A 25,463-nucleotide genomic window follows, 5' to 3' on the forward strand; every position below is an offset into this window, starting at 1 on the left:
TTCTGGGTGACGAAGCGGATCGCGGATCGCGGCTCGCCTCAAGAGGCGAGCCCGGCGAAGAGCTCTTAGCGTGAAGACAAAAGGCTACTAGGCAGGCAGGCGACGACGGTCTCGATGACTCGCACATTGATGTGCCGACATCCTGCGAGCGTCGATGAGCGCTGTGATGTCGATAAGTCCTGCAGCTAACATACGCATCCCCGAAATACTTTTCCGTATCCGATTCCATCGAATACGAATCATGATTTTGTTAGGAAGCGAAGATATCGAAAACTGACCGCGATCGGGAAGTGCGGGTTAACCACATTCGAAAGGCGAATAGAGGTTCACGATAGCTTTTGTGCTATGGATTGATGAAACAAAGAGAGGGCAAAGCGCCGTTGGGATAAGGGCTTAACACGGCGTCAGGGGCCTGGATGGAACAGGGACGCTGAGGATGAGTGATGACATGGCAATAAGCAGAAAAGATATTAAAGAAAAGAGATCGCAATCTTGTCTGCCTCGACGGGATGAATGCAATTTTTGGTAAGGATTTTTCCACAATTACATTAGGGATCCACAATGGTTTTGGCGTGCCGGTTCACAACATAAAGCCTGACGCAAGCGGTCGCCCGTTCGATAGTTGCTGGACTCATCTGGGAGCGACCACTCCCCTGGCGCGCAATGCTCGTTAGCTGCCGACGTCCGTTGGTGGTGCGGAGACGATCGTTATGGAAAAACCGTCGTAACCTTTCGAGCCCACCGTTTGAACCGCCGTACTTTCGGTGCCCGGCATTGCGGCGAGCATGTCGAAAAACTCCCGCACGCCGAGCACATCCGGTTCGTTGTTCTGCGGGTCGACGAGCTTGCCGTCGCGCACGACGTTGTCGGCTACGATGACCGTTCCCGGCCGCGATAACCGCAGCGTGAGCCGCAAGTATTCGGGGTAGCTGCTTTTGTCAGCGTCGAGAAAGATAAAGTCGAACGGCGGCGTCTTGCTCTGGATCATCTGCTCGAGACTTTCGGCCGCAAGACCGGTAATCACGGAGACCTTGTTTGCCAGTCCGGCAGCCGCGATATTCTTTCTCGCGACATCGGCATTGTCCGGGTTGGCTTCCAGCGAAATCATGCTGCCATCTTCGGGCAGCGCTCGTGCAAGCCAGATGGCGCTATACCCTCCTAGCGTGCCGAGTTCGAGAATCCGTCGCGCGCCGTGTATCTTTGCGAGCAGGTTGAGAAACTTGCCCTGATTGGGTGCTACGTTGATGGCTCGCAGGCCTGCTTTGGTGCTGGCTTCCAGCGCGGCGTCGAGCGCCGTGTCGGACTTGACGAGTCCTCGAGAAAGGTAGTCGTCTACAGCGTTCCATGTGTCGGTAATCATCGAATTCTCCGTTCGTGAGATCCTGAACTTAACGTTTTGCCGTGTGCAGGGTAGTTTATCGGGGTATGACAGGCGAGGTTGGGAGGCATTCGTGGATGCTGGTTTGCAACTGGGACGGAGTTTGGCAGACGCTCCATGCTCTACTTTTTGACCCACAGCGGTCGAACTTTGACGCATCCGAATAGACTGAAGAATAGCGGCGTTCGACGTTCCCCATCGCATCGAATAGATGCGCCCGCAACCTTCATCGTGGCGGATACCGACTAAAACTTGTCGCATCCAATTGATGCGTGACACCGTACGTAACCCAGGTAGAGGCATAACCTATCGAGGGCTTTACGGAACTGACGTCATGATCACGAACCCGATTGGCAACCCAAAAGTAACGATTCTCACCAGCCTGTTGTTGGGCGCTCTTGCGGTGGCAGCTTTTACGCTGGGTCAACGGAAAGGGGACCTTTTCGGCGATTCTGCCGTTTTTGAACGTCGCGACGTGCCCGCCGCCGACTCGCCAGTGGGTTCACGGCCGGCCACGCTGGCCAGCGGAAAGGTGTCGCTTGCGCCGGGCACTACTGCAGATGCCAGTCTGACCCAGGTTCTCGATGCGATTCGCGCGAGCCTGCAACGCAACGATCTTGGTTCCGCCAGGGTACTGCTGGGCGCCGAGCAGTCACTTTACAAGGATGATCCGCGAATCGCAGCGCTTCAGACGGAATTGCAGGCGCGCGAAGGTGCCACGAATCATGCGCCTGCCGTGGTCGAAAATCCGCTCAGGTCGACGGCGGTGCCGCATTCGGGGCGCCCTGCATGGCGATCCGCGTCGCGAACCGGGCATGGCCGCACCGTCTCGCAACCGATTCAGGCAGATGCAGATAGCGGGCCGCAATATGAACAGGGCAGGCATGCAACTGGCGTTGAAATCGCGCCGAACCCGAGCGTAAGCGCAAAGAACGATGCCTCTAGCGACGTCTCAAGCTCCGTTTCCGTCAATCAGCCAGTGACTGCCTCGCCGCCGAGGCCCGCGCAGCCTGTGGTCGATGCACCGCCCGTCACGCAATCTGTTGTGCTCTCTCCACCCGTCACGCAGGCCACGCAGACGACGCAATCCGACGCAAAGCCGGCCTCGCTACCGGCGGTGGCCAGTCAGGCCCCAAAGACGCGTGCCGAGGTTGAGATGGAAATTGAACGCGCCCGCACAGACGGCGCTTTGCCGCGTTTCGGCAACCCCGACCCTGCCGGGCCCGGCGGTGCGCCGAGCATGATCAGCCATCCGGTGGTGCTCAACTGGTAGTACGACAGCACGCGTCGCCAGCGCAGCCTGTGCTGAACGGCGCTCGCATTGCGGCATATGAAGGTGGGCGCACGCCCGTTCGTATCCGTTAACACGTCCGCAACCCGCTCTATTCCCCCTCTCCCGATTTTTTCGCCCGCGAGTAGCGTTCGGGCGCACTCGTTCGTGCATTTCTCCGTTCGCCGGGAATAAACGCCGCGCAACTCGGGTTCTCCTTCGTGTAGGCCAACCCAAATTCACCGGAGTTCATCATGAAGAAGATCGCTTTTGCGGTGTTGTCTGTTGCTGTGCTTGCCTCGTCTAGCGCTTTCGCTGAAGGGAAGACACGTGCGCAGGTGTATCAGGAACTGATCGAGGCGCAACAGAACGGCCTCAACTACGTGACCGACTCCTCATATCCCGATGTGAGCCCGGTGTACGCGCAGGAGGTCTCCCGGTTGAAGCAACAGGCGATGGCTTCGTCTGCAAACACCAGCAAGATCGTTGACGGTTCTACATATGGTAGCACTGCGAACTAAACGGCTGGAACCAGTTGGTGCAACAGATAGTTTTTGAAATCCTGGAATAACCGACGCAGTCTCGATGTTAACGTTGATGAGTGGTTGATGAACGCATCGCCAGATTTCTCGACCAGTTTAAACCCATATTAGTTAGGAGTTAGAAATGAAAAAGCTTGCCATGGTTGCTATGTCAGTTGCCGTCCTCGCATCGAGCGGCGTGTTCTCGAATGCCTTTGCGCAGGAAAAGACCCGTGCCGAGGTTCGTCAGGAACTGATTCAGGCGGAGAACAACGGCTCGCGTTTCGTGACCGACGCGTCATATCCCGACGTGAGTCCGGTCTTTGCGCAGCAGGTCGCGCACCTGAAGCAGCAGGACACCAGCGGCGTCGGTTCGGATACGTCGGGTACCAGCGCCGGTGGTCAACCCAAGGGAATGAACAGCAATACAACCGGTGAAGCGTGTGTGGGTCCGGTCGATTTCTGCACACCGTTTTTCGGCAGCTAAGGTCGTCGTCCGGTTGCCGTCCCTGTCTGGTCTCTCCCATTGAAGCAAGGAGATTTACATCATGAAAACGTTCATCAGCCTCACTCTCGCTGCCTGCGCATTCGCGAGCCCCGCGCTTAGCTTTGCGCAATCCGCCAACGCTCCGGTCACCCGGGCACAGGTATACGCCGACCTCGTACGCGTCGAACAGGCTGGCTATAGTCCGGCCGCCGGCGACCCAAACTATCCGGCCGACATTCAGGCCGCCGAAGCGAAAATCGCGGCGCAAAACGGCGCAGCTGTCGCAAACAGTACTGCGGGTGATGCGGCCGAAACGACCAGCATGGGCGTCCCGTCGTCGGGATCCAGTGAAAGCGGCACTCGCGCGCCGTTGAATGGTACGGGGAGCAATGCTGCGTGCGTCGGTCCGGTCAGTTTTTGTTCGCTGTATTCCGGTGGCTAAGTTGAGTAAGCTATCGCGACCCAATCGCGCTAGCAGCGCAGTTCGACTTTGCCGGGTTTGCCGCACTTGCGCGTTTCACCCATCGCGATTCTCATTTCAGTTGTGATGCCGGTTCTGAAGCCCACTGCGGAGGCGCCTTTAGATGAAGCCGATGGTCGGATTGCTCATACTCTTCGTGGCGGCGACGCTTGTCATCGTATTTGCCGGTTCCTATGGCGAGGGCGTGGTGCGGATGGCCGGTTATGTGGCGACGCTCGCGCTAGGCGGCGTGGTCGCGTTGCTGGTGCAAAACTGGAAGAACCGTCGGCCAGGTACGCGCCCACCCCGTTAGATGATGGGCCGTTTGACCGGCTGGTTCGCGTGTGCCTGCAAGCACACACGTAAGACGTACCGGGCGGATGTCGTTTTTCCCTGTCTGCCCGATGAATCGGCATTTCGCCGCGTATCTCTCCCTCCCGTCTTTATCCCCTTGATTTCATGCCCGCTTATGCGGGCGTTGTGCCTTGCAGCGGCTTTGAAACGGTACGTTTTGCGACTTGGCCCGCATTTTGCAGTAAAGAGGCAGCCGCGAGAGTTAGCTCATCATTCAAGGAGGTTGCATGAACAAGGACCAGGTCAAAGGCACGGCCCAAAAGGTCAAGGGCAAGCTGAATGAAGCAGTCGGAAAAGCGACCGGCAACAGATCGCAGGAGATCAAGGGCGATTTGCAGCAGGTGGCCGGCGGGATCCGTCAGTCCTTCGGTAATGCGAAGGCGCGCATCAGAAAGACGGTCCGCTGATTCACTGCCTGAAGCTTGGGCGCCGCTTATCGGCAACTGCTGTTGCTGCCGTTCGCGGTGCGACCGACCGCGGCTTCACAACCACATCACATAACAAAGGAATCAACCATGCGTCGCCGACAATTCATCCTCTCGTCCAGTGTAGCGCTCGCCTCAACGGGTCTCGCGTTAGCTGGCTGCACGACGACTCCGCCGTCATCAGACACCGGCGCATCCTCCGATGCAGGCAAGCGTCAAACCATCAATGCGGGTGTCGATTCCACGCTGGCCCGTCTCTATGACACGGTGCACGGCTCGCATGAGCTCGTCGCCAAATCACAGGGCGTACTGGTATTCCCATCGGTTATCGCGGCTGGCTTCTGGGTCGGCGGCCAATATGGCCAGGGTGCGCTGCGCGTCGCCGGACGACCCTCAGGCTATTACAGCATCGCTGCCGGTTCGTTCGGTCTGCAGATTGGTGCGCAATCCAAGGCGATCGTGATGATGTTCATGACGCAGGACGCGCTGAACAAATTCCGCGAAAGCCAGGGCTGGGCCGCAGGCGCCGATGCAACGGTGGCCGTGCTGAAGGTGGGCGCCAATGGCGATGTCGATACCTCGACTGCGACGAGCCCGGTGCAGGCTTTTGTGCTGACGAACGAAGGGCTGATGGCAGGTGTCTCGCTGGAAGGCTCGAAGATTTCACGGCTGATGATCTGACCATCTGACCTCGGCTTCGAGGGGAGGTGTCAGCAAAAACGGCGGGGCGATAACGATCGCCCCGCCGTTTTTTCATACTGCGGCTGCCTGGCCGCTTGCCCCGCCAGTTGCTTGACCGAACGCGCCGCTTCGATAATCGCCGCTGCTGCTTAAGCCGGCTTCGACAGCATCGCCGCGTGGCTCGCGTCCACCTTGACCACCGTCGCGCCGATCCGCTGCGCCATCGCTTCCTGCAGTTGCGGCGAGATCATGCGATCCTTACCGGGGGACAGCTGAGGCTGGCCGCGGCGCTGAAGGCGCCTTTGCGTTTTTGAACAGGTCGACACACCTATGGCAGACGTTTCAACAATCCGCTCGCTCGACGCCGTCAAGGCACTGGCGTTCATCGGCGATCTCAGCATGGGACAGCCGACGGATCATTCGCTGCGCACCAGTTGGTTGGCCGCGCGCCTCGCGGCGCAAGCCGGCTATGACCAGGTCCAATGCTGCGTGGTGCAGGAGGTATCGCTGTTGCGCTGGTCGGGTTGCACGGCCAATGCGGCGGGTTTCTCCGAGTGGCTCGGCGACGATATCGGCGGCCGCGAGGCGATGCTTGCCATGCGGCCAGGATGGGCCGGCGAGGCTGAAGCACACGGGAGCTTTGAGTCGACCATCCAGCCGCTCGCGCAGATCCATTGCGAGGTGTCGGGGGAAATCGCCCGCATGCTAGGTCTCGACGATATGACGCAAGCCTCCTTGCGGCACATCTTCGAAGCATGGGACGGTGCAGGGTTGCCCGAACGGCTCGACCGTAAGCAGGTGCCGGAGGCGGTATTTCTGGTCGCGCTCGCGAGCGATCTGGAGATTCTCAGCCGTGTGTACGGACTGGACGGCGCGCAAAAGCTGATCGCGCAGAAGGCGGGGCATCAGTACCCTGAGGAACTGGCGCGCGTCGCCTGTGCGCACGCAGCTGGATGGCTCGCCGAACTCGACCGGCAAACCGCGGTGGGCCGCGACGAACCGCTGGATGCGCTGCCGATGCAGCAGTCCACTGCGCCGGAGATCGTCGCCGACGTAATCGACCTGAAACTGCCGTGGATGGCCGGTTACTCGCGGCGCGTTGCCGAGGCCGCGGCGGGATGCTGTGCGCAACTCGGCTTCGACGGCGAGGTCGGTCAACGCATCTATCTGGCCGGTCTGATTCACGGCATGGGGCGCATGGCGGTGTCGAACGCGATCTGGAACACGCCCGGGCGGCTCTCGCCCGCCGCCTGGGAGAAGGTACGCCTCGTGCCCTACTGGACCGCACGCGCCGGCAGACAGATCGGCGCGCTCGCGCGGGAAACGGAGCTTGCCTCGCACGCGTACGAGCGGCTCGACGGCTCGGGTTATTTCCGCAGCGCGGCTGGCGCGACGATCGGGCTGGAGGCCCGCGTGCTGGCTGCTGCGGCATGCTGGGTGGCGTTGCGCTCGCCGCGTCCGTGGCGCGCCGCTTTGTCCGTCGGCGATGCGGCTGCCTTGATCAACGAAGAGGTGGGTCAGGGGCGCTTCGATGCCGATGCGGTCAACGCGTTGTTGTCCTGCGAGCAGAACGCTCAGGAGCCGGGCAGTGCCGGAGCACGGGCCCGGCCGGCGCGGGTGTCGCTGCTTTCTCCGCGCGAATCCGAGGTATTGCGGCAGATCAGTCTGGGCGCAAGCAACAAGGAAGTTGCCCGCGCCCTGCAGATGAGTCCAAGCACGGTGCGCACGCATGTGGAAAGCGTGTTTCGCAAGCTCGAATGCTCAACCCGGGCCGCCGCTACGTTGAAGGCGTCGACGCTCGGGTTGATCTGAGCACCGGGCGGTGCGCACCACGTGTTCACCGTGCACGGATAAAGCCCCTTACTTCGTCCCTTCCGGGAAGTCCGCGCCCACAGTGGTCGCTTCCCACGCGTCGAAATCGCTGCGCAGGAAATCGAGCTTCTTGCGGGCCAGTTCCAGCGCGGCCTTGCCGAGCAGCAGACGCAACGGCGGCGTGTCGGAGAGCGCGGCATCGATGATGGCCTGCGCGGCCCGTACCGGGTCACCCGCCTGATTGCCGCTGCGGGCGGCGGTCTGCTTGCGGCGCTCGCCGGCGGTGGCCGCGTAATCCTCGATTTGCGTCGCCGATTGTTTGATCGACGGCCCCGCCCAGTTGGTGCGGAACGGGCCGGGCTCGACTATCAGCACGTCGATACCGAGCGGCTTGACCTCGGTCGCCAGCGACTCGGAGATGCCTTCCACCGCGTATTTGGTGCCGTGGTAATAGCCGGTCGCGGCGAAGCTGGTGAGGCCGCCAATCGACGACACGTTGACGATCAGACCGCTGCGCTGCTTGCGCATCACCGGCAACACGGCCTTGGTCGTGTCGACGAGGCCGAACACGTTCGCCTCGAACATCTCGCGCACGGCCGCGTCCTCGCCTTCCTCGATGGCGGCCAGGTAACCGTAACCGGCGTTATTGACGAGCACGTCGATGCGGCCGAAATGCTCTTTGGCCTGGGCGACGGCGTGGTCGATCTGGGCACGTTTGGTGACATCCAGCGGCAGCACGAGGGCGCGATCGCCGTGACCTTCGACAATGTCCGCGACTTTCGACGTGTCACGCGCCGTGACCACTGCACGCCAGCCGCGCTCCAGCACGAGTTTCGCCAGTTCGCGGCCAAAGCCTGTGGAACAGCCAGTGATCAGCCAGACGGGGTTGTCTCGATTCATCATTTGGGAAACTCCTGTTCGTTTTGCAGAGGCAAAAAGAGTGAAGCTGCCTGGCGGCGTGGTGCGCCGCGGGCAGCATAGGGGTGATGGTTGCTATTAGCGTGCCTGACCGTTCGGCTCATCTTCGCCGGGTACGGCGAGGGGCCGGAAGCGGCGCCTGAGGACACAAGGCGCGTCGAGTCGCTGCAGGAGCGAGAAGGGGCGTGCGCGGCTCAAATGTAGATATATGGACGGCAGGTTAGCCCGTCCATTGTCGCTGATCTGGCGATTCCGCGTGAGAACGGTGCCAGCGAGGGGCAGTCAGGACAGCGCCAGCAGGATCGACGAAGATATGACGATGATGAAGAGGCAGGCTGCGGTCAAAAGGTCATATGGGTAAGCCATTGCGATATCCATATACGTGATGAGTTGATGGCGAGATCATAGGACGAAGCGCATGAGACGACTGTCAACGATTGCAAATTCGAGGCGTTGTGTGGCATTTGTAGGCTTTCGAGATGTCGCGCTCAGGTTGCCTGCGCTGACTTGTTGCCTATAACGAGGGGAGTTTTCTGAATGAATACAGCTGTGCCCGTCCAAAGCACGCCGGAGATCGATTTCTGGTTCGACTTCGCCAGCAACTACAGCTACCTCAGCGTGATGCGCATTGAATCGCAGGCGGCCATGCATCATGTGCGGGTTCGCTGGCAGCCGTTTCTGCTGGGTCCTGTGTTGCAGTCCTTGGGCTATGACACGTCGCCGTTCGTCGCGCAGAAGGAGAAAGGCGAGTACGTTTGGAAGGACATGGAGCGGCAGGGCAGAAAATACGCCGTCCCGTGGCGCAAACCGTCGGACTTTCCACGCCGTGCGTTGCTGCCATTGCGTGTGGCGACGCTCGGGGCCAATGAGCCGTGGATCGGTGCGTTTTGCCGCGAAGTCATGCAGCTCAATTTCGCGCAAGACCGCGAGATCGACTCACCGGCGGCGGTGGGCGAGGTGCTGGAGCATCTGGGTTTGCCGGCGCAACAGATCATCGCCGACGCGCTTACCGATGCCAACAAGCTGAAATTGCGCGAGCAGACTGAACGGGCTCGAGCACAGCGCATTTTCGGCGCGCCGACGTTCTTCGTTGGCACGGAGATGTTCTGGGGCAACGACCGGCTGGACGATGCACTGGCGTTTGCCGCAGGCGCGCCTTAAGACGTAAAAACGGCACGATCCGCTTCCCTCCTGACAGCACGCTGGCAGGAGCCCCTGCCTAGAATGGGCTTCAACATCGCGTAGAAGCCTTTCCCATCAGCGGTTGCGGAGATTGAGCCATGAAAAAGACCTACCACGGCAGTTGCCATTGCGGCGCAGTGCGATTCGAGGCGGATATTGAACTGAACACCGGTCAACTGAACAACGGGCGTCGCCGCTGCAATTGCTGGATCTGTGCGAGGCAGCGCGTCTCGGAGACGCTGGTCAAGCCAGAGGATTTTCGCCTGTTAGCTGGCGAAGCGGAACTCGGTGACTATCAGTTCGGCACGGGCGGCGGACACCATCTGTTCTGCCGGACCTGTGGAGCGGCCACCTTCGGGCGGGGCGCGGTGGATGCGACGGGCAGCGAGTACGTGTCGATTGCCGCCGCCTGCCTCGACAACGCCAATCCGGCCCTGACGCCGAAGCGTGCTGTGAGCGCGTGCTACCGTTAATTATCGCCGTGCTGGCAGAAGCGTCGGCCCGGAACGTGCGATACGACAGCTTGAGCGATTTCAAGCGGTGTGCTTTCCGCGGGAACCACGCGACGGCAGGAATCGGGAGTGTGCTTCAGCGTCCATTCGACCAGACGGTAGGAGCGTCCCCATGGGTGCTGCAATGGGTCCGAGACCGTGCAGGATTGAATCTGGCGCACCCAGTCGTGGTCGGGCATGGCCCGCAGATGTTCGAATACCGTATCTTCAACCATGGTCTGTTCTTCCCTCGCAGGAGTGCGCAACATCTTGCGATGCGCCGACAGCATCCCTCAGATAAAAAAACGCCGCCGATGTTCAGGCGGCTCAACAGGGGATGTTGAGCGTCATAGTTGCAGGGGAAAATTAAGCCAGACTTAAGACCACGTCAGAAAGCCCTGATCGGGACAGAACTTAACGATTGACGTGGTAACCGGCGTTAAGCGTTTGCAGAAACGCAACGGCGCATCGGTAACGCGTGTTTCGCGACCCTCAGAAGCATTTCACGCTGCGTATTGCCGACTGGTCGCAAATGGCTGGAGGCCGCGATGCGCCTGCGCGAATATTTGTCTGTCGCAGGAAATTGGTCTCCGGCTCCAGCCAGCAAGGGCTTGCGAGGGATGAACACGAGCCGCCGAGAGGTTGCTTCGAAAAATCCTGGAATAAACCCTGGCACCCTGTGTTCGCCCTTATGTAGACGCAGTACGAGGCGCGTAGCACAAGGCCATGGGTCATAGGCCGTAGGCCAGAACCGGACTGTTTATCTCAACCCCGAAGGCGGTTTTAACTGCCAACTAAATTTAACGTTACTTAGGAATCTTAATCATGTACAAGATGCTCGCAGGTTTTGCTCTCGCCGCTGCCACGCTCGGCGCCCCTGTTCTCAGCTTTGCTCAGTCGAATGCACCCGTGACCCGTGCGGAAGTTCGTGCCGATCTCGTGCGTGTCGAGCAGGCCGGATATACCCCGGGTCAAAACGACATCAACTACCCGGCTGACATTCAGGCTGCCGAAGCAAAGATCGCTTCGCAGAACGATCAGCAACTGACCAACCAGGCCGTCGGCGGTGTCACGCAGAACGGTAGCTCGGCATCGGGTTCGGCATCCCGTACGGCGATGCGCTCTTGTGTCGGCCCGGTCAGCTTCTGCAACGTGTACTTCGGTAGCTAAATGCTGCATCCAGGATCCTGCGCGATGGGTTGTCTTGTGCAGGATCGCCAGTTGTTCCAGTCGTAGAAGTAGGTGGCTTGATAGACGAGTGCGTCGCACAGTCGAGCATGACTTGCCAGTCAAGCCAGCTATTTTTTAAAAATTTCGTTTTCCTTATTAATGGAGTTTGATCGTGAAAGTCTTACCTCTCGCTGCATCGATTCTTTCCTTGTCCGCATGCCTGTTTGCATCGACCGGTGCCATGGCGCAACAGACACAACCCGCCACCCCGATCAAGAACATTGTTCTGGTACACGGCGCGTGGGTGGATGGCTCGGGCTGGAAGCCGGTGTACGACATCCTCACCAAAGATGGCTACCACGTCACCATGGTGCAGGAACCGCTGACTTCGCTGGACGACGATGTCGCGGCCACGAAGCGCGTGATCGACCTGCAGGATGGTCCTACGATTCTCGTCGCGCATAGCTACGGCGGCTCGATCATCACCGAAGCTGGCGTCGATCCGAAAGTGGCTGGACTCGTGTATGTGGCCGCGCATGCGCCGGCTGTCGGCGAAGACGAGTCGGATCTGGGCAAGCAATACCCGAGCTACACGTCGAAGCAGCCGGGCGCCATCAAGAAGACCGACGATGGCTATACGTACCTGAATCCGGCGGATTTCCCCAAGGATTTCGCTGCGGACCTGCCGCTGAAGCAGGCGCAGTTCGAAGCGCAATCGCAGATCCTGACGGCAGCGAAGGTCTTCTCGGCGCCGATGACGGTCGCTGCATGGACCACCAAGCCAAGCTGGGGCATCGTGGCCGCTGACGACAAGATCATCAATCCGGATCTCGAACGCTTCTACTACCAGCGTGCCCATAGCCACACCACGGTGCTGGCCGGCGCAAGTCATTCGGTGTACGAATCGCGTCCGAAGGAAGTGGCGGCTGTAATTGAAGACGCAGCGAAGCACGCCCAACAGTAATGCGCCCGAAGCGCAATCAAAGCAACGGCAGCGTAAGCCTGATGTGCTCCGCGAATACCGCGGTCAGCGGCGCCGGGCGCTTACGCTCGAACCTGAGCGTAATGGCGATGGTGGGCAACGGCGGAAGCGCTGGATCGCCGCTGATTATGGCGAGGTCCGGCGCGACGGCTGTCTGCGTAATTACAGCAAAGGCTTGCCCCGAGCGCACCAGCGCTGTGAGGCCCGCAAGGCTGCTGCTCGCACAGGCAACGCGGTAAGCCCTGCCCGCGCGTTGCAGCGCTTCGCAGGCCGCTACGTGATCGAGCGTGTCCGGATCGGAAAGCGCCAGCGGCAAGGGGTCGAAGTGCGCGGGATCCAGTCCCGGATAGCCCACCCAGACCAGCGGCTCGCGGCGAATGATGCCGTCATCCGGCGCATCCTCCGGCAACGAAATCAGGGCGAGGTCCAGCGCATGCATCTCCAGTTGTTCGATCAAGCGTGGGGTGGGCGCGCACATGACGTCCACCTGGGCATGCGGGTGGTGGGCTGAAAACTGCCGGAGCAGGGGCGGCAGGAACACGGCAGCGTAGTCGTCCGGGCAACCGAAGCGGATCGTGCCCGAAAGCCCTTTGCCGGAGAGATCGGCCATCGCTTCGTCGTGGAGTCGCAGAATGCGTTGGGCATGCACCAGCAGGCGTTCACCGGGGTTCGTCAGCACGACCCCGCGCCCCGTGCGCTGGAATAGCGGCTGATCGACGATTTCTTCGAGGCGCTTCATCTGCTGGCTCAGCGCAGACTGGGTCCGGCCTATCCGGATAGCCGCGCGGCTGAACGCCCGCACTTCGGCGATGACGGCGAACGAGCGCAGCAGGTCGATTTCGAGTGAAAGGCTCAAGGTATTAGGCTCGCTTCTAGCTTCCATTAGAACTATTCGATTCTATGAAAGCAGAGAGCCATCTAGACTGCAAGCTATTCTCGCCAATAGCCCAGGAGAACCACGGTGTCCCGGAACAACGACGAAGTTTTTTGGCGCAACGCCAGACAGCACCTCATCCGCTATGGCGGCACCTTCGAGCCGATGATCATCGAGCGCGCCCAGGGCAGTTTCGTCTATGACGCAGACGGCCGCGCGATCCTCGATTTCACCTCGGGACAGATGAGCGCGGTGCTCGGACACAGCCATCCGGAGATCGTCTCGGTCATCAACGAATACGCCGGCAAGCTCGACCATCTCTTCAGCGGGATGCTTTCGCGACCGGTGGTCGATCTGGCGACCCGCCTCGCCGACATCACGCCTGACGGACTCGACCGCGCGCTGCTCCTCAGCACCGGCGCGGAATCGAATGAGGCTGCAATTCGCATGGCGAAGCTCGTCACCGGCAAATACGAAATCGTTGGTTTTGCGCAGTCGTGGCACGGTATGACAGGGGCCGCGGCATCCGCGACGTACAGTGCCGGTCGCAAGGGCGTCGGCCCGGCTGCGGTCGGCTCGTTCGCGATTCCCGCACCGTTCCTCTACCGGCCGCGTTTCGAGCGCAACGGTGAATACGATTACCTCGCAGAACTGGACTACGCGTTCGATCTCATCGACCGCCAGTCCAGCGGCAATCTCGCTGCCTTTATTGCAGAACCGATTCTCAGCTCCGGCGGGATCATCGAACTGCCGCAAGGCTACATGGCCGCGCTGAAGCGCAAGTGCGAGGAGCGCGGCATGCTGCTGATTCTCGATGAAGCGCAGACCGGCGTCGGGCGCACCGGCACGATGTTCGCCTGCCAGCGCGATGGTGTCACGCCCGACATTCTCACCCTGTCGAAGACGCTGGGCGCCGGTTTGCCGCTTGCGGCCATCGTGACCTCCGCGCAGATCGAAGAGCGGGCCCATGAATTGGGTTATCTGTTTTATACGACGCACGTGTCCGACCCTCTGCCCGCCGCCGTCGGTCTGCGGGTGCTGGATGTGGTCGAACGCGAGGGGCTGGTTGCGCGGGCGAACGTGATGGGCGAGCGTCTCAAACGCGGCCTTGTGGATCTGATGGAGCGCTTCGAGTGCATCGGCGACATCCGCGGACGCGGGCTGCTTCTGGGTATGGAGATCGTCAAGGATCGCCGCACGAAGGAGCCGGCGGATGGACTCGGCGCAAAGATCACCCGCGAGTGCATGAACCTGGGCCTCAGCATGAACATCGTGCAACTGCCGGGTATGGGCGGCGTGTTCCGGATTGCCCCGCCGTTGACTGTCAGCGAGGATGAGATCGACCTGGGTCTTGAACTGCTCGGGAAGGCGATTGAACACTCGCTGTAAGCACCCCAACGTCATCGTTGATGAGGCGATGAGCGGTCATCCGATGATCCGCAATGAGGGCCACGAATGCCGCTGCTGCTGGCTGCTCGCAGCAGGTGCGACGACGCCTTGCGGCAAAATGCGGCATAATGTGGCTCTCTCAGGTTCTGGCAATGGCCCTCGGAATAGCCAGAATCTTTTTAGCCGACCCTAACAGGTCGGCTTTTTTTCGATCACGGTGTGCCGCATCGGGAGTTACGAGCGTTCCCGAGCGCCAGTTTTTTGCCGTCCACCGGCCGGCTCGACCATCGGGTGCGCGCCGCTCTGCGCGAGTTCAAGCCGATTCCCACCCAGCGACTTCGCTCTGTACAACGCCTGATCGGCGGCTGCCAGCAGGTCGACGAGCGTGGATGCCTCGTCCTCAAACTGCGCGAGTCCAATGCTGACCGTAGCCCGGATCCCGAGGCCGCTTACTCTGAGCGGGGCCGTTTCGGCAAAAAGTCTGGCAACGGTTTCGCCCACCTCTTTGGCGCGGAGGGTGTCATGACGAAACAGCAGGGCAGCAAATTCTTCTCCTCCGATGCGGGCGAGAATTGCCTCGGGTCCCATTACGCTGCGGGCAATGTCCGCAAACGACTTAAGGACCTCGTCCCCCGTTTTGTGACCGTATTGATCGTTGATCGCCTTGAAGCGATCGAGGTCGAAGGCAAGCAGCGAAACTGGCCGCCACATGTCCCCTTCGCGGATGACCCGGCCGCCTTCTTCAAAGAACCATCTGCGATTGCCAAGGCGGGTCAGATAATCGGTTTGGGATTCCTGCAAAAGCCGGCCATGAGTTTCCTCGCGAATTAACCTGAGCAAGGTCATCGGTAGAACTACCGAATATAAAACGCCTTCGTAGATTGTGATTTCACCGGCAATAGCCACTATGTTCTGTCCATATATGGCCGCTAGCCACGGCAACACGAATGCCCTGGCGGCATAAAGGACAGCATGGATAGTGGTCACCATCGCGGCGATGTGCCGCGATTGCAACGATTTCATCTCATCGTTTCGCAGCAACTCGCGAGACGTCATAACGGAAACTATCGCAATTGGAAACGCACAGACATAGCTCCACACGGCGTTCGGCCATCGCGCACCGGCGATTGCCCACACCAGCGCCTGCAGAACGAGGATAGCGATAGAAACCGCACGGTAATGTCGACCGCTCAGGGATGCGACACCGTGCAGGATCAAAAGATAGCCGCTGAGAATGACGAGATTGCTTAAGGCAGAGCCGGAAATACCGGGCAGCGCTTGACGGATGATCACCGCTGCACATCCGACGGCAAGCGTGGCGTATCCCGCTGCCAGTAGCCTCAATTCCTTGCTGCGCCGGGGATGCGTTCGATGCTCCCAGAGCGTCATCCCAGAGCTGGCGAGTAGCGTTCCGATCGCAAGAAGGTAAAGGGTGAGAAGATCGACGTGCATCGCTGACGTTAGAGCGCTCCGCCGGTACACGGCGGCTGGAGTCGCATTTTACGCCGAAAAATTTGATGGCATCGTATCGTCAAGCGCTCACATGGCAAGGCAATCGTGAGCTCTGCGCCGGTCTGAAACGGCGAGGACCGACCCATCACGCACGACCGCCGACCACGTCATGCAGTCTTGCAGATGGGTCAACCGTGTTGCTTCGCGTCGTTGGCGAATGGTGTTAGTTGGAAGCAGGCGCCGGTGCTGAAGCAGCACCCATTGCAGCAGGCGCGTGCTTGTGCTGGGCCGGGTGATGCTTTCCGTGCGCATGCTCATTCCTGAACAGCACATCCGCAGTTGCTTTCTGATCGTCCGACAGCGTCGCGTACAGCGCGCTGAACGCAGCGGACAACTTCTGCATATTCTCGGCATGCACCTGGGCTAATGACGCATACGATTTCATGGCCTCATCCGCGTTCATGGACGGAAGCTTTTTTGCCCGCTCATGAAAAGCCTGATCGGCGCTTGCAGCGTTGTCACGCATGGTTTGCGCGAAGGCGTCCCATTGCTGCGACTGCTGGTCGGTGATCTTCAGTTCAGCATGCAGTTCGTCGATCCGCTGCGCCACGATATCCTGGTGCTTCTGCGCATGAGCGGCAGCCCGTCCGCCTGGCGTCGTAGGGGCCGCACTGCTCGCGGGCGTCTGCGCCCACGCCGAAGCACTCGCGAAGACAAACGTCAACAACGCAGGCATAAATACTTTACGGACGGAGGTTTTCATGTATGGATGCTCGTTTTGAATGATGGGTCTGGCGACGGCCGCAACCTGTGCAATATGGTGCGATGAGCTAACGGACCGCCGGATCGGATCAGGTTACGGGGCGATCAATAACCGGGAGGATAGTTGTTCGGATAGTAAGCGACGCCCGGCGGGGGCGGCGGTGGGGGAGACGAATACACCACTGCGGGCGGCGGTTGCAAAGCACTGGTGATCGCTGCGCCCGCGACCGCGCCCAGCAACGCTCCGACGATCAGCCCACCACCGCCGCCGCCACCGCCACCATGGTAACCACCGCGATAGCCTCCGCCGCCGTGATAGCCGCCGCCTCCATGGTGACCGCCGCCTCCACGTGAGTAGTGTTGCGCCTGTGCAGGCAGCGCGGACATCGCCATCAGAACCGCCACGACGGCCATTGCGACGCGTCGGCGTGACGGAGTGTGAGACATCTGAATCATGAGTCGTGCTCCTTCCATTCAGTTTCACATGCGTAGGACCACCATTTCATCTGCCAGCGATCGAACTAGTGTGACCCTTTGTACGCCCGTCAGTTCCGCACATTGTGTCCAGATAATGCAATTGATTCAAAGCGGAGAAGAATGGGCTCGAAAATGCAGTGAAATAGCAGCTTATGTCTCCTTTCTCAATGGATTTCCACGGGTTTTAATAAAACCAAATATTACGTTTAAAGATTTGCAGTTCTTTGTCGATATATCGACTGAAAGCGCAGGCCCGCAGATGACCGCGATCATCCATCGAAAATAACAAAGCACCGCATATGACCACACTACTGCCATTAAACGCAGGCGTTCTCCCAACGGTGACGCCATCATCGAGCAAGACGAACAGCATCGCTTCGACCGCTAGCGTCGCGTCGGATACCGCTGTCGGCGGGAGCGAATCGACGATTGTCACCATCCCCTCCGCGAGCCTCGAATCGCCGCTCCTGTACACGTCACAAGGGTCGCTGATAGGTGGGGAGCCAAGCGTTACCTGGGCTCAGAGCAACACCGATGCCGTTTCTCTGACGATGGCGGGCGATGCCATGTCGAATACGATGTCCGGTCAGTTCTACAATCTGGGAAGCGCGCTGCTCGATCGCTTCAAGACTAACGGTAGCAATTTCTCGCAGTCGGTCACGATTGCCGGGGCGGATGGAGTGGGTGCAACCGCGCTAGCGGAACAGGGTGCGCAAGGCGATGTGAAGCTGACCGTCAAGACCGCGAGCGGCGTCACGGTCGATATCGAAATGGACAGCGACGACGGCACGCTTGCGGTCAGCATGAACAGCAGCGGGACCTTGAGCAGCAGCGAGCGCACCGCGCTGACAGGACTGGCCGATGGATTTCAGCAGGCAATCGACGGCCTGAGCGGTGTTCCGCCGCAACTCAATCTGAGCGGTTTGATGCAGTACGACCCGTCGGTACTGTCGTCGGTGAATCTGCAATTCAATGTGACAGGCGAGGGATCAAACAACATATCGGCCAATATTGCGCTGAACAGTTCAACGCGCAGCGTGAAAGTCACGGACTCGACCGGTTCGATCAACCTCAGTGTCGATACGAGCGATTCCGCGATCTGGGGTTCGGGCGCGCAACGTGACCAGGCCATTGCAAGCTATCTGACACAGTTCGACAACGCCAACACGGAAGGCCACGGCGACGCCACGCTGATGTCGATGTTCAAGGACGCGTTCAGCCAGATGAACGGCGACTATGGCACGCCGTCGCAACAGCTTCCGGGTACGGACGGCGTATCGTGGGTCGCGCAGTCGGATCACGCCATGTTGACCGGGCTGGCCGATTTCACAGGCTCGATGACCGATAACGCGGTGTCGTCCAATCCGTGGCTGCCGGATCAAACGGATACGTTTTCCTATCAGGTCTCCCAAACTACTCAAACCACCGGCAATCAGCAGAGCGGCGCGATTTCGCAAACCCAGCACTCGAGTTTGCAAGCGAGTTATCACGAGTCGCTATCGGGTGGCCCGGTTCAACTGGGCATGTCGCCATCGACCCAGAGCTACAACTATATACAGGTCAACGACGACGCCAACAGCGCGGTCAACATCGCGACGCAACGCGGCCAGATAGTGCAGGCGACGCTGAATCAGTCGTCCAGTCAATCCACAGAGAAGTCCGAATATGTGAGAGGGCTGCTGGTATCGGACGTCACTACGCCGACGAACTCGTCCAACTCGAAAGATCTGCTGGCGTTGCTGAAGCCCTTCCTTGGCGACGGCGATGCCGAACAGGACAGCGCCTCCTGGCAACAGGAACTTTCGACCCTACACGGGATGGTTTTGCTGAACGCCAATCCAGACTGAAAAGCCCGCGGCTGCGGGCGTGACGATTTCGTCGCGAATCTCGCGACAGACGTGAGGCACTGGAAGCGCGGCCGTTAGGACAACCGCGCTTCCGTTAACCGCTTCAGACGGTCTGACCTGCGCCGAGATCAGCACCTGTGGTCGGGTCCGAGGTCGCATCCGATGCCGTTCTCGCTGCCATAGCCTGCAGCACCTTGACATCGCCGCGCGATACATTGACCGTGGCCATTCCGTCGCCGCCATCTACCGCCGGCTCGGGAGATTCGACGAACTCCCAATCCGGACCGTCGTTCCATGGACCGCGCGGCGCATCGTCGCCTCGCGACATGTTGTAGTACACGCTGGTGTATTGCGGCACGCCAGGCAGCTTGCCCTGAGGAAAGTTCGGCTGGATCGAGTGCAGCGCTTTCTCAAAGGATTTCTGATGGGCGATTTCGCGTGTCATCAGAAATCCAAGTGTCTCCTTGATACCCGGATCGTCCGTGACGTTGATGAGACGTTCATAGACGATCTTCGCGCGAGCTTCGGCAGCAATGTTCGAGCGCAGATCGGCCGTCGGCTCACCGATCGTGTCGACATACGAAGCGCACCACGGCACGCCAGCCGAGTTGGTCAGGGCCGGACCGCCACCGTACAGCAATGCTGTCGTATGGGAGTCGTTTCCTCCACCTGTCATGGATCGATACAGCTCCGCCTCGGCCTCCACGGCTTCGGCCAGTTGGCCTTTTGCGCTCTTGTTCAGCATCGCGACAATCGAGCCAACAATTTCCAGGTGACTCAACTCTTCGGTTGCGATATCGAACAGCAGATCCTTGCGGCCCGGATCATCTTCGCCGACCGCCTGGGTGAAATACCGGCACGCAGCACCGAGCTCTCCCTGAGGTCCGCCGAACTGCTCGAGCAGCAGATTCGCAAGACCGGGGTTCGGCGCGGCGACACGTACGGTGTACTGAAGACGTTTGTTGTGAATGAACATGAGACTTCTCCGGTGATTGGCCAAAGCAACTCCATGAGGGTGCGGACGTGAAGTAGTTACGTCGTACCTGTGCAGAATCGCGTGCGACCTTGAATCAACCCGGACGGCGGTACAACCGGAATGGTTGTCCGCACCCAACGATGGGCGCCCGGCTCTCAGAGCAACGGACGCTCTGGCGGATGTACGGCGAAGATGCCGTGCATGGCAACGTGTTGCCGCTAGTAGTGCAGCATGCGCTGTGCCCATCCTGCAATTCCGTTTGGGCAACGGCAATGAGTCGCGACGAGTCGGTCGTTTGCCTTTTAGGGGTTGTTCACCAGCGAGCGCCGTGTGTGTGGTGGCCCCATATGTAGGGGTTGACGCGGCGCGCTGCTCACTCTATAACCATCTCATGACCATCTGGATGGATGGTGAATGGATGGAAAATGAACAAACACAAACCGCAGGATTCGCTTGTCGTCGCACCTCGTCCAAAGGGCGGGGAGACCGAGAAGATCACCATTAATCTCGGCCCGGTCGACCTCGGCCAGATCGATCTGCTGGTCGAAGAAGGCTTTTATTCGAACCGCACCGATCTGATTCGCACGGCGATCAGAAACCAGTTGGCGACCCACGCCCAGACTGTCAGTGAGACGGTCACACGCCGGGCGTTGGTGCTGGGTCTGCAGCACTTCTCCAGGCAAGACCTGGAATCGGCACAAGCAGCCAGACAGCGTCTGAATATTCATGTGCTGGGACTTGCCAGCATTGCATCCGACGTCACCCCTGAACTCGCGCTTGCCACGATCGAGTCGGTCGTGGTGCTCGGCTCATTCCACGCATCACCCGCGGTCAAGGCAGCGTTAGCCGGAAGAATCAGCTAGCCCGGCCGGCTGCTTCAGCCGACATAAGGAACACGATGATGAAGATGAACGAAGATTTCCTGTCCTCGATGCAGGAAGCGATGCGTCTGCTGCGTACGGCTGGTCCGCTCGAAGCAACCGCAGCGATTCAACGAGCGCTGCGCGATAGCGATAGCGATGGCGACGGAGCCGGCAGGCAAGGCTCCACGACGGCTCAGCCGCCTGCTGCTACACGCGATGCGCCACCTCCTCGCGACAGCACGGCCGCCGGGAGTCGTTTTGCCCGAACGCATGCAACGGATGCGTCCTCACACCCGCATGTTGCCAGGCAGACAGATGTCGAAGACTGCGGATATTTCATTGAGCGCGCTTACGCCAATGAAGCGGGACAGCGCAAGTACAAGCTCTACGTGCCCAGCGGCTACAGGGATACACCATTGCCGCTGATCGTGATGTTGCATGGCTGTACCCAGGACGCGGACGATTTCGCACTGGGCACCCGCATGAACGCGCTCGCCGAGCGCCATGACTGTCTCGTGGCGTACCCCATCCAGCCGCAGAGGGCGAATGCGTCGAAATGCTGGAACTGGTTCAAGCCGGGCGACCAGCAGCGGGAGCACGGCGAGCCCTCGTTGATTGCGGGAATCACCCGTGACGTGATGGCCAGCTACAGCGTCGATCCGGCCCGCGTGTACGTCGCCGGCTTGTCGGCAGGTGGAGCGATGGCCGCCGTGATGATTCACAGCTATCCGGAACTGTATGCCGCAGCGGGAATTCACTCGGGGCTGCCCTATCGCTGCGCGCACGACTTGCCATCGGCACTTGCCGCGATGAAGGGGGGCAAACCGATACGACGCGGGCCGCTTGCAGACCGTCGCGATGCGCCGGGCATGCCGAAGCGGCCGTTGATCGTCTTTCATGGCGACGCGGACGCAACGGTTCACCCGTCCAATGGTGGCGAGCTCGTCCGGGAATTCAGCGCTGGTATTTCACCCGTCGATGAGGTGCCGGAACGCCGCGCAGGCATGCGTGCATGCACACGGCGGCGGCTGACGGCGGCCAACGGCGTGGACGCGGAGTATTGGACCATTCATGGCGCACCGCACGCATGGGCCGGTGGCAGCGCTCGCGGAACGTACACGGACGCCAGCGGCCCGGATGCCAGCGCCGAGATGATGCGATTCTTTCTCGCGCATCCACAGCAACGGCCATAACGCCGGGCGAGACTGAACGCCCTCACACCGCCTCGCCGCCCGGGCATACCACAGGCTCCGGCGGCAGTTGCGCCAGATGTCGCAGCAGCTTCATCACCATCCAGACGACGGTGAGCGAGAGGATCACGAAGAACGCTGCGAGCGGCGTCAGGACCTGCACCGACACGAAGCCGGCGAGCCCCATCATCGCCGACGACACCAGCAGCAGCGCACACCCAAGGATCGCGCTCGTCAGGCCGGCAATATGCGGGAACAGCGAATTGCCCTTGGCCATAAACGTGGGATACATCGCGCCGGCGCAGAATCCCATTACGAGCACGGGCGTAGCGAGTGTCCAGATGCGCAGGCCGACCGTCAGCGCAAGCAGCAGCATGGCGATCGCGGCAGCGGCCATCATGCGCGCACCGATCTGCAACCGCTGCTCGGCAGTCGGCAGACGCGGGCTGTGCAGGCGGTTCGACAGACCGCCCAGGAAGTACATCAAGCCGATGCCGAGCGCGAGGTAAGCGAAAAAGGTCGGTGGTTTGTGCAAGGTGTTCTGCACCATGAACGGCCCGACGATGTTGAACACGAGCAGGATGCTGTAGCACAGCCCCTGCGCGAGAAAGCAGCTCTGGAACACCGGACTCGAGAGCACCTTGCCCGCGTTCGTCAATAGCGTGCGCGGTTCCAGATGTACCGGCCGCCGCAACGTCTCGCGATAGCGCCACACCAATGCCCACATCACCAGCGAATAGACGAGCAGGAAGACCAGACAGGCGCGCCAGCCAAACCACGTTTGCAGATGCGCGCCGATCACGGGCGCCACGATCGGCGCGAGCCCCCACGCGATCGCCATGTAGGTGAATGCATGTACCAGTGTCTGCCCGGAGAACGAATCGGTGATGATCGCTTTCGCGAGCAGGTTGGTCGCGGCGATACCAAAGCCCTGCAGACAGCGGGCGAGGAGGAAGGTCTCCAGATTCGGCGCAGCGAGCGACAACAGGCAGCCGATTGTAAAAATTACGAGGCCGAATGCAAGTACGGGCTTGCGTCCGTATGCATCGGCTACGGGCCCGAAGACGAGCTGACCGATCGCATAAGCGGCCATGTAGCCGGACACGCTCGACTGGATCGCTTGAGGCGAAGTCGCGAAGAAACGTGCCATTGCGGGTAGCGCGGGCACGTAAATGTCGATCGCGAGCTGTCCGGCTGAGGCGAACAGGCAGATCAGGAGCAACAGGAAGCGCGGCGAGTTAGGTTCGCGCGCGGGCATGCCGGCGCGGCCTGAGAAAGTGTGGTTCATGACAGCATCGAAGAGACGGATTCGGGGCGCGATATAAGTCGATGCGAGTGTGGAGCGCAGCGTATGGATGGCGCCATCGCCACGTATTGTGCCCGTTATCGCGCAAACCGACGCGATTCCCCTTGCGAGCGAGAGGGTTGGCCGCGAAAATCAATGTTCGCAGATGGTCGAACCCCGTCGCATGCCGCCAGTCATCATCACGGGTACATTGAGTACCTGGAGCCCTTATTCACCCAGATAATTCAGCCACACCTTCATGGGCCCGCTCTCGCGGTTGTGCCAGGTGAAGTAGGGGATGGCCACGAACGTTGTTTCTCCAGGCCGCGCTCCTTCGGTTGCGCGCATTGCCGGATTCAACGGCCTGTAGAGCGAGCTCGACCAGTCTGACTCTATTTCCTGCCGTCGCGCAGTGCCTTTGAGCACGACAACGCCGCCAAGCTGTTGCTCACGCCATTCCGTTTCGATGCGTTGAGGATCGACATATAGCTCGTCGAGATCGAGACCGGGCATGTCGGCATGCTCGACGCAGTACAGCACCGGCCCGCGGCTCAGCGCGATCCGGCCACGATTCTCGGCCACCTTCGGATGGCTTTGCCATATACGGGCCGTCATGGGCAGCTCAAGCCGAACCGAATCGCCTTGTTCCCACAGGCGTCGAATCGCAATATAGCCGTTCGCGTCCGGCGTGGCGTCGACCGCGTTGCCATTGACCGCTACCGAGACCGGCAGATTTGGGTGAGCGGTTGCTGCCGATTGCCCTTGCGCCGCGATCAATCCACCCGCGCCATCTACCCACCCCGGAACCCGCAGCTTCAGCGCGAACTCCGCTTGCGCGTCGATGCCGATCTCAACCACACCGTCCCACGGATAACGCGTCTGCTGGCGCAGTTTCACCGTGTGTCCGCTGAAGTCGATACGCGCATCGCTCTCCATATACAGCTGCACGTAAATCGAATCTGCATCGGTGCCGTAGACATATCCGGGAAGCGAAGCGACGGTACGTGCGACGTTCGGCGGGCAACATGCACAGTAGTACCAGGGTTGCCGGCGATGGCCGCCGTCGTCCTCCAGAGGGTTCACGTAGTAGTACGCCTGGCCGTCGAGCGACCAGCCCGGCAGCATGCCGTTGTACAGCGTCCATTCGAACAGGTCTGCGTAACGTGCATTGCCCGTTGCGGCCAGCAGACGATGGCACCACATCATGCTGCCGATCGCCGCGCAAGTCTCCGTATAGGCCTGTGCATTCGGCAGCTCGTAGTTCGCGCCAATCGCCTCTCCATCATGTCGTGAGCCGACGCCGCCGGTGATGTACATGCGCTGTGCCGTCAGCCGGCTCCAGAGCGTTTCAAGCCGCGGCAGCAGGGCTGCTTCGCCGGTCTCCAGATAGAGATCCGTCACACCGCATGCCATGTATAAGGCGCGGACAGCATGCCCGGCAAGCGCTTCCATTTTCTCGAACGGCACGTCGTCCTGGAAGTACGCGTCACCGAAGCGGCCGCCTGTGAGAAGGCCATGACCGCGTGCCTCGATAAAGAAGCGTGCAAGCTTGAGATACCGCTCGTGTCCCGTCTCCCGCGCCAGTTCGATGAGCGCCATTTCGATCTCTTCGTGTCCGTCGATGTCCTCGATCTTGCCTTCCGATTTCGGACCGAAGCGCTCGCACAACAGGTCGGCGACACGGACGGCAACATTGAGCAGGCGGCGCTGACCAGTCGCACGATGGTGGGCCACCGCAGCCTGGATCAGGTGACCCGCACAGTACATCTCATGAAGATCACGCAGGTTGGTCCAGCGTTCGCCTTCACGTTCCAGGCAGAAATAGCTGTCGATATAACCGTCTTCACCTTGCGCACGCTCGATCAGGGTGATGCCCTCATCGATACGTTTCTCGAGCAGCGCATCGGGCCCACGCGCGACGACCCACGACGCTGCTTCGAGCCATTTGTACAGGTCGCTGTCGTTGAAGAACAGCCCCACGTGCGGGCCGTCGTACTCACCGAACACCCGCCGGAAGTTGTTGAGCCGCCCAGTGCTTTCGAGGAGATCCCACTGGCTTGGCAGGGTCCGCTCGAGATTGGTCGCAAACCGTGGCCCCCAGAAATCGCCTTTCAGGTCGACTGCGTTGACCGCCACGGGTTTGATGTGCGCATAGCGGGTGGATGCTGCATCGACAACGACAGGTGGGCGCAAGGTTCTCGTATCGTTCATGGTGTG

Annotated in this window: 27 protein-coding genes and 1 pseudogene; 16 read left to right on the forward strand and 12 right to left on the reverse strand. The window is 60.3% G+C overall.

What is annotated here, in order from left to right:
* Positions 1-670: 670 nt before the first annotated feature.
* Positions 671-1,360: an O-methyltransferase gene (locus tag P3T24_RS00200; RefSeq protein ID WP_429431404.1), complete on the reverse strand. Its 690-nt coding sequence runs from the start codon at positions 1,358-1,360 to the stop codon at positions 671-673.
* 352 nt (positions 1,361-1,712) lie between these two features.
* On the opposite strand from P3T24_RS00200, the gene P3T24_RS00205 reads away from it, so the two are divergent.
* The 7 genes from P3T24_RS00205 to P3T24_RS00235 all read left to right on the forward strand — a co-directional run bounded on the left by P3T24_RS00205 (position 1,713) and on the right by P3T24_RS00235 (position 5,576).
* Positions 1,713-2,651 (forward strand): hypothetical protein, encoded by a 939-nt coding sequence (locus tag P3T24_RS00205; RefSeq protein WP_429431407.1) that lies wholly within the window; start codon positions 1,713-1,715, stop codon positions 2,649-2,651.
* Positions 2,652-2,902: 251 nt separating this feature from the next.
* Positions 2,903-3,169, forward strand: a complete 267-nt coding sequence (locus tag P3T24_RS00210) for a DUF4148 domain-containing protein (protein WP_429286070.1) — start codon at positions 2,903-2,905, stop codon at positions 3,167-3,169.
* 145 nt (positions 3,170-3,314) lie between these two features.
* On the forward strand, positions 3,315-3,656 hold the full coding sequence (locus P3T24_RS00215; protein WP_429431410.1) for a DUF4148 domain-containing protein: 342 nt from the start codon (positions 3,315-3,317) through the stop codon (positions 3,654-3,656).
* Between the two features lie 58 nt (positions 3,657-3,714).
* Complete coding sequence (locus P3T24_RS00220) at positions 3,715-4,098, forward strand: DUF4148 domain-containing protein (protein WP_429408535.1); 384 nt, start codon at positions 3,715-3,717, stop codon at positions 4,096-4,098.
* Between the two features lie 142 nt (positions 4,099-4,240).
* On the forward strand, positions 4,241-4,429 hold the full coding sequence (locus P3T24_RS00225; RefSeq protein ID WP_429286068.1) for a hypothetical protein: 189 nt from the start codon (positions 4,241-4,243) through the stop codon (positions 4,427-4,429).
* 268 nt (positions 4,430-4,697) lie between these two features.
* On the forward strand, positions 4,698-4,877 hold the full coding sequence (locus P3T24_RS00230) for a CsbD family protein (RefSeq protein WP_074266268.1): 180 nt from the start codon (positions 4,698-4,700) through the stop codon (positions 4,875-4,877).
* 108 nt (positions 4,878-4,985) lie between these two features.
* Positions 4,986-5,576, forward strand: a complete 591-nt coding sequence (locus tag P3T24_RS00235) for a BPSL1445 family SYLF domain-containing lipoprotein (protein ID WP_074266267.1) — start codon at positions 4,986-4,988, stop codon at positions 5,574-5,576.
* 149 nt (positions 5,577-5,725) lie between these two features.
* Here the strand turns inward: P3T24_RS00235 and P3T24_RS00240 are convergent.
* A pseudogene (locus tag P3T24_RS00240) lies at positions 5,726-5,836 on the reverse strand (alpha/beta hydrolase); the annotation flags it as partial.
* Positions 5,837-5,906: 70 nt separating this feature from the next.
* Here P3T24_RS00240 and P3T24_RS00245 point away from each other — a divergent pair.
* Complete coding sequence (locus P3T24_RS00245) at positions 5,907-7,388, forward strand: HD domain-containing phosphohydrolase (protein ID WP_429431413.1); 1,482 nt, start codon at positions 5,907-5,909, stop codon at positions 7,386-7,388.
* 48 nt (positions 7,389-7,436) lie between these two features.
* Here P3T24_RS00245 and P3T24_RS00250 read toward each other — a convergent pair whose 3' ends face one another.
* Positions 7,437-8,291, reverse strand: coding sequence for an oxidoreductase (locus tag P3T24_RS00250; RefSeq protein WP_429431416.1), 855 nt, complete (start codon positions 8,289-8,291; stop codon positions 7,437-7,439).
* Between the two features lie 552 nt (positions 8,292-8,843).
* On the opposite strand from P3T24_RS00250, the gene P3T24_RS00255 reads away from it, so the two are divergent.
* Positions 8,844-9,467 (forward strand): 2-hydroxychromene-2-carboxylate isomerase, encoded by a 624-nt coding sequence (locus P3T24_RS00255; protein ID WP_429431419.1) that lies wholly within the window; start codon positions 8,844-8,846, stop codon positions 9,465-9,467.
* A 119-nt stretch (positions 9,468-9,586) separates the two neighbouring features.
* A complete protein-coding gene (locus P3T24_RS00260) occupies positions 9,587-9,961 on the forward strand; it encodes a GFA family protein (RefSeq protein ID WP_074266263.1) in 375 nt (124 codons plus the stop codon).
* Here P3T24_RS00260 and P3T24_RS00265 read toward each other — a convergent pair.
* A complete protein-coding gene (locus P3T24_RS00265) occupies positions 9,958-10,215 on the reverse strand; it encodes a DUF2866 domain-containing protein (protein ID WP_074269206.1) in 258 nt (85 codons plus the stop codon). The two genes, P3T24_RS00260 and P3T24_RS00265, sit on opposite strands and share 4 nt — an antisense overlap.
* Before the next feature lie 589 nt (positions 10,216-10,804).
* On the opposite strand from P3T24_RS00265, the gene P3T24_RS00270 reads away from it, so the two are divergent.
* Both P3T24_RS00270 and P3T24_RS00275 read left to right on the forward strand, forming a co-directional pair.
* Positions 10,805-11,149: a DUF4148 domain-containing protein gene (locus P3T24_RS00270; RefSeq protein WP_074266262.1), complete on the forward strand. Its 345-nt coding sequence runs from the start codon at positions 10,805-10,807 to the stop codon at positions 11,147-11,149.
* 241 nt (positions 11,150-11,390) lie between these two features.
* Positions 11,391-12,113 (forward strand): alpha/beta hydrolase, encoded by a 723-nt coding sequence (locus P3T24_RS00275; protein WP_429408534.1) that lies wholly within the window; start codon positions 11,391-11,393, stop codon positions 12,111-12,113.
* 16 nt (positions 12,114-12,129) lie between these two features.
* On the opposite strand, the gene P3T24_RS00280 is transcribed toward P3T24_RS00275, so the two are convergent.
* The gene (locus P3T24_RS00280) at positions 12,130-13,014 is read right to left on the reverse strand and encodes a LysR family transcriptional regulator (RefSeq protein ID WP_429431422.1); all 885 of its coding nucleotides are present in this window, start codon (positions 13,012-13,014) and stop codon (positions 12,130-12,132) included.
* Positions 13,015-13,092: 78 nt separating this feature from the next.
* Here P3T24_RS00280 and P3T24_RS00285 point away from each other — a divergent pair, with 78 nt between their 5' ends.
* Positions 13,093-14,394 (forward strand): aspartate aminotransferase family protein, encoded by a 1,302-nt coding sequence (locus tag P3T24_RS00285; RefSeq protein ID WP_429431425.1) that lies wholly within the window; start codon positions 13,093-13,095, stop codon positions 14,392-14,394.
* A 234-nt stretch (positions 14,395-14,628) separates the two neighbouring features.
* Here P3T24_RS00285 and P3T24_RS00290 read toward each other — a convergent pair whose 3' ends face one another.
* The 4 genes from P3T24_RS00290 to P3T24_RS00305 form a co-directional block, all read right to left on the reverse strand.
* Entirely contained in the window at positions 14,629-15,846 is a 1,218-nt protein-coding gene (locus P3T24_RS00290) for a diguanylate cyclase domain-containing protein (protein ID WP_429431428.1), read from the reverse strand.
* 223 nt (positions 15,847-16,069) lie between these two features.
* A complete protein-coding gene (locus P3T24_RS00295; RefSeq protein WP_429431431.1) occupies positions 16,070-16,609 on the reverse strand; it encodes a Spy/CpxP family protein refolding chaperone in 540 nt (179 codons plus the stop codon).
* A gap of 104 nt (positions 16,610-16,713) precedes the next feature.
* Positions 16,714-17,064 (reverse strand): hypothetical protein, encoded by a 351-nt coding sequence (locus tag P3T24_RS00300; protein ID WP_429431434.1) that lies wholly within the window; start codon positions 17,062-17,064, stop codon positions 16,714-16,716.
* Between the two features lie 205 nt (positions 17,065-17,269).
* On the reverse strand, positions 17,270-17,524 hold the full coding sequence (locus P3T24_RS00305) for a hypothetical protein (protein ID WP_429431436.1): 255 nt from the start codon (positions 17,522-17,524) through the stop codon (positions 17,270-17,272).
* Positions 17,525-17,651: 127 nt separating this feature from the next.
* On the opposite strand from P3T24_RS00305, the gene P3T24_RS00310 reads away from it, so the two are divergent.
* On the forward strand, positions 17,652-18,932 hold the full coding sequence (locus P3T24_RS00310; protein ID WP_429431439.1) for a hypothetical protein: 1,281 nt from the start codon (positions 17,652-17,654) through the stop codon (positions 18,930-18,932).
* Positions 18,933-19,035: 103 nt separating this feature from the next.
* Here P3T24_RS00310 and P3T24_RS00315 read toward each other — a convergent pair whose 3' ends face one another.
* Positions 19,036-19,908 (reverse strand): manganese catalase family protein, encoded by an 873-nt coding sequence (locus P3T24_RS00315; RefSeq protein ID WP_074266256.1) that lies wholly within the window; start codon positions 19,906-19,908, stop codon positions 19,036-19,038.
* Between the two features lie 425 nt (positions 19,909-20,333).
* Between P3T24_RS00315 and P3T24_RS00320 the strand changes: the two genes are divergently transcribed.
* Both P3T24_RS00320 and P3T24_RS00325 read left to right on the forward strand, forming a co-directional pair.
* Positions 20,334-20,771 (forward strand): CopG family transcriptional regulator, encoded by a 438-nt coding sequence (locus P3T24_RS00320; RefSeq protein WP_429431442.1) that lies wholly within the window; start codon positions 20,334-20,336, stop codon positions 20,769-20,771.
* Between the two features lie 38 nt (positions 20,772-20,809).
* Complete coding sequence (locus P3T24_RS00325; protein ID WP_429433202.1) at positions 20,810-21,964, forward strand: extracellular catalytic domain type 1 short-chain-length polyhydroxyalkanoate depolymerase; 1,155 nt, start codon at positions 20,810-20,812, stop codon at positions 21,962-21,964.
* Between the two features lie 22 nt (positions 21,965-21,986).
* Here the strand turns inward: P3T24_RS00325 and P3T24_RS00330 are convergent, their stop codons facing one another.
* Positions 21,987-23,249 carry a multidrug effflux MFS transporter gene (locus P3T24_RS00330; RefSeq protein WP_429286060.1) on the reverse strand — a complete coding sequence of 421 codons (1,263 nt, stop codon included), beginning with the start codon at positions 23,247-23,249 and terminating at the stop codon, positions 21,987-21,989.
* Positions 23,250-23,474: 225 nt separating this feature from the next.
* Complete coding sequence (locus P3T24_RS00335; protein WP_429431445.1) at positions 23,475-25,457, reverse strand: glycoside hydrolase family 127 protein; 1,983 nt, start codon at positions 25,455-25,457, stop codon at positions 23,475-23,477.
* Positions 25,458-25,463: the final 6 nt, after the last annotated feature.

Source organism: Paraburkholderia sp. GAS33 (genome assembly GCF_050436645.1).
In the GTDB taxonomy this organism is placed as follows: domain Bacteria; phylum Pseudomonadota; class Gammaproteobacteria; order Burkholderiales; family Burkholderiaceae; genus Paraburkholderia; species Paraburkholderia phenazinium_B.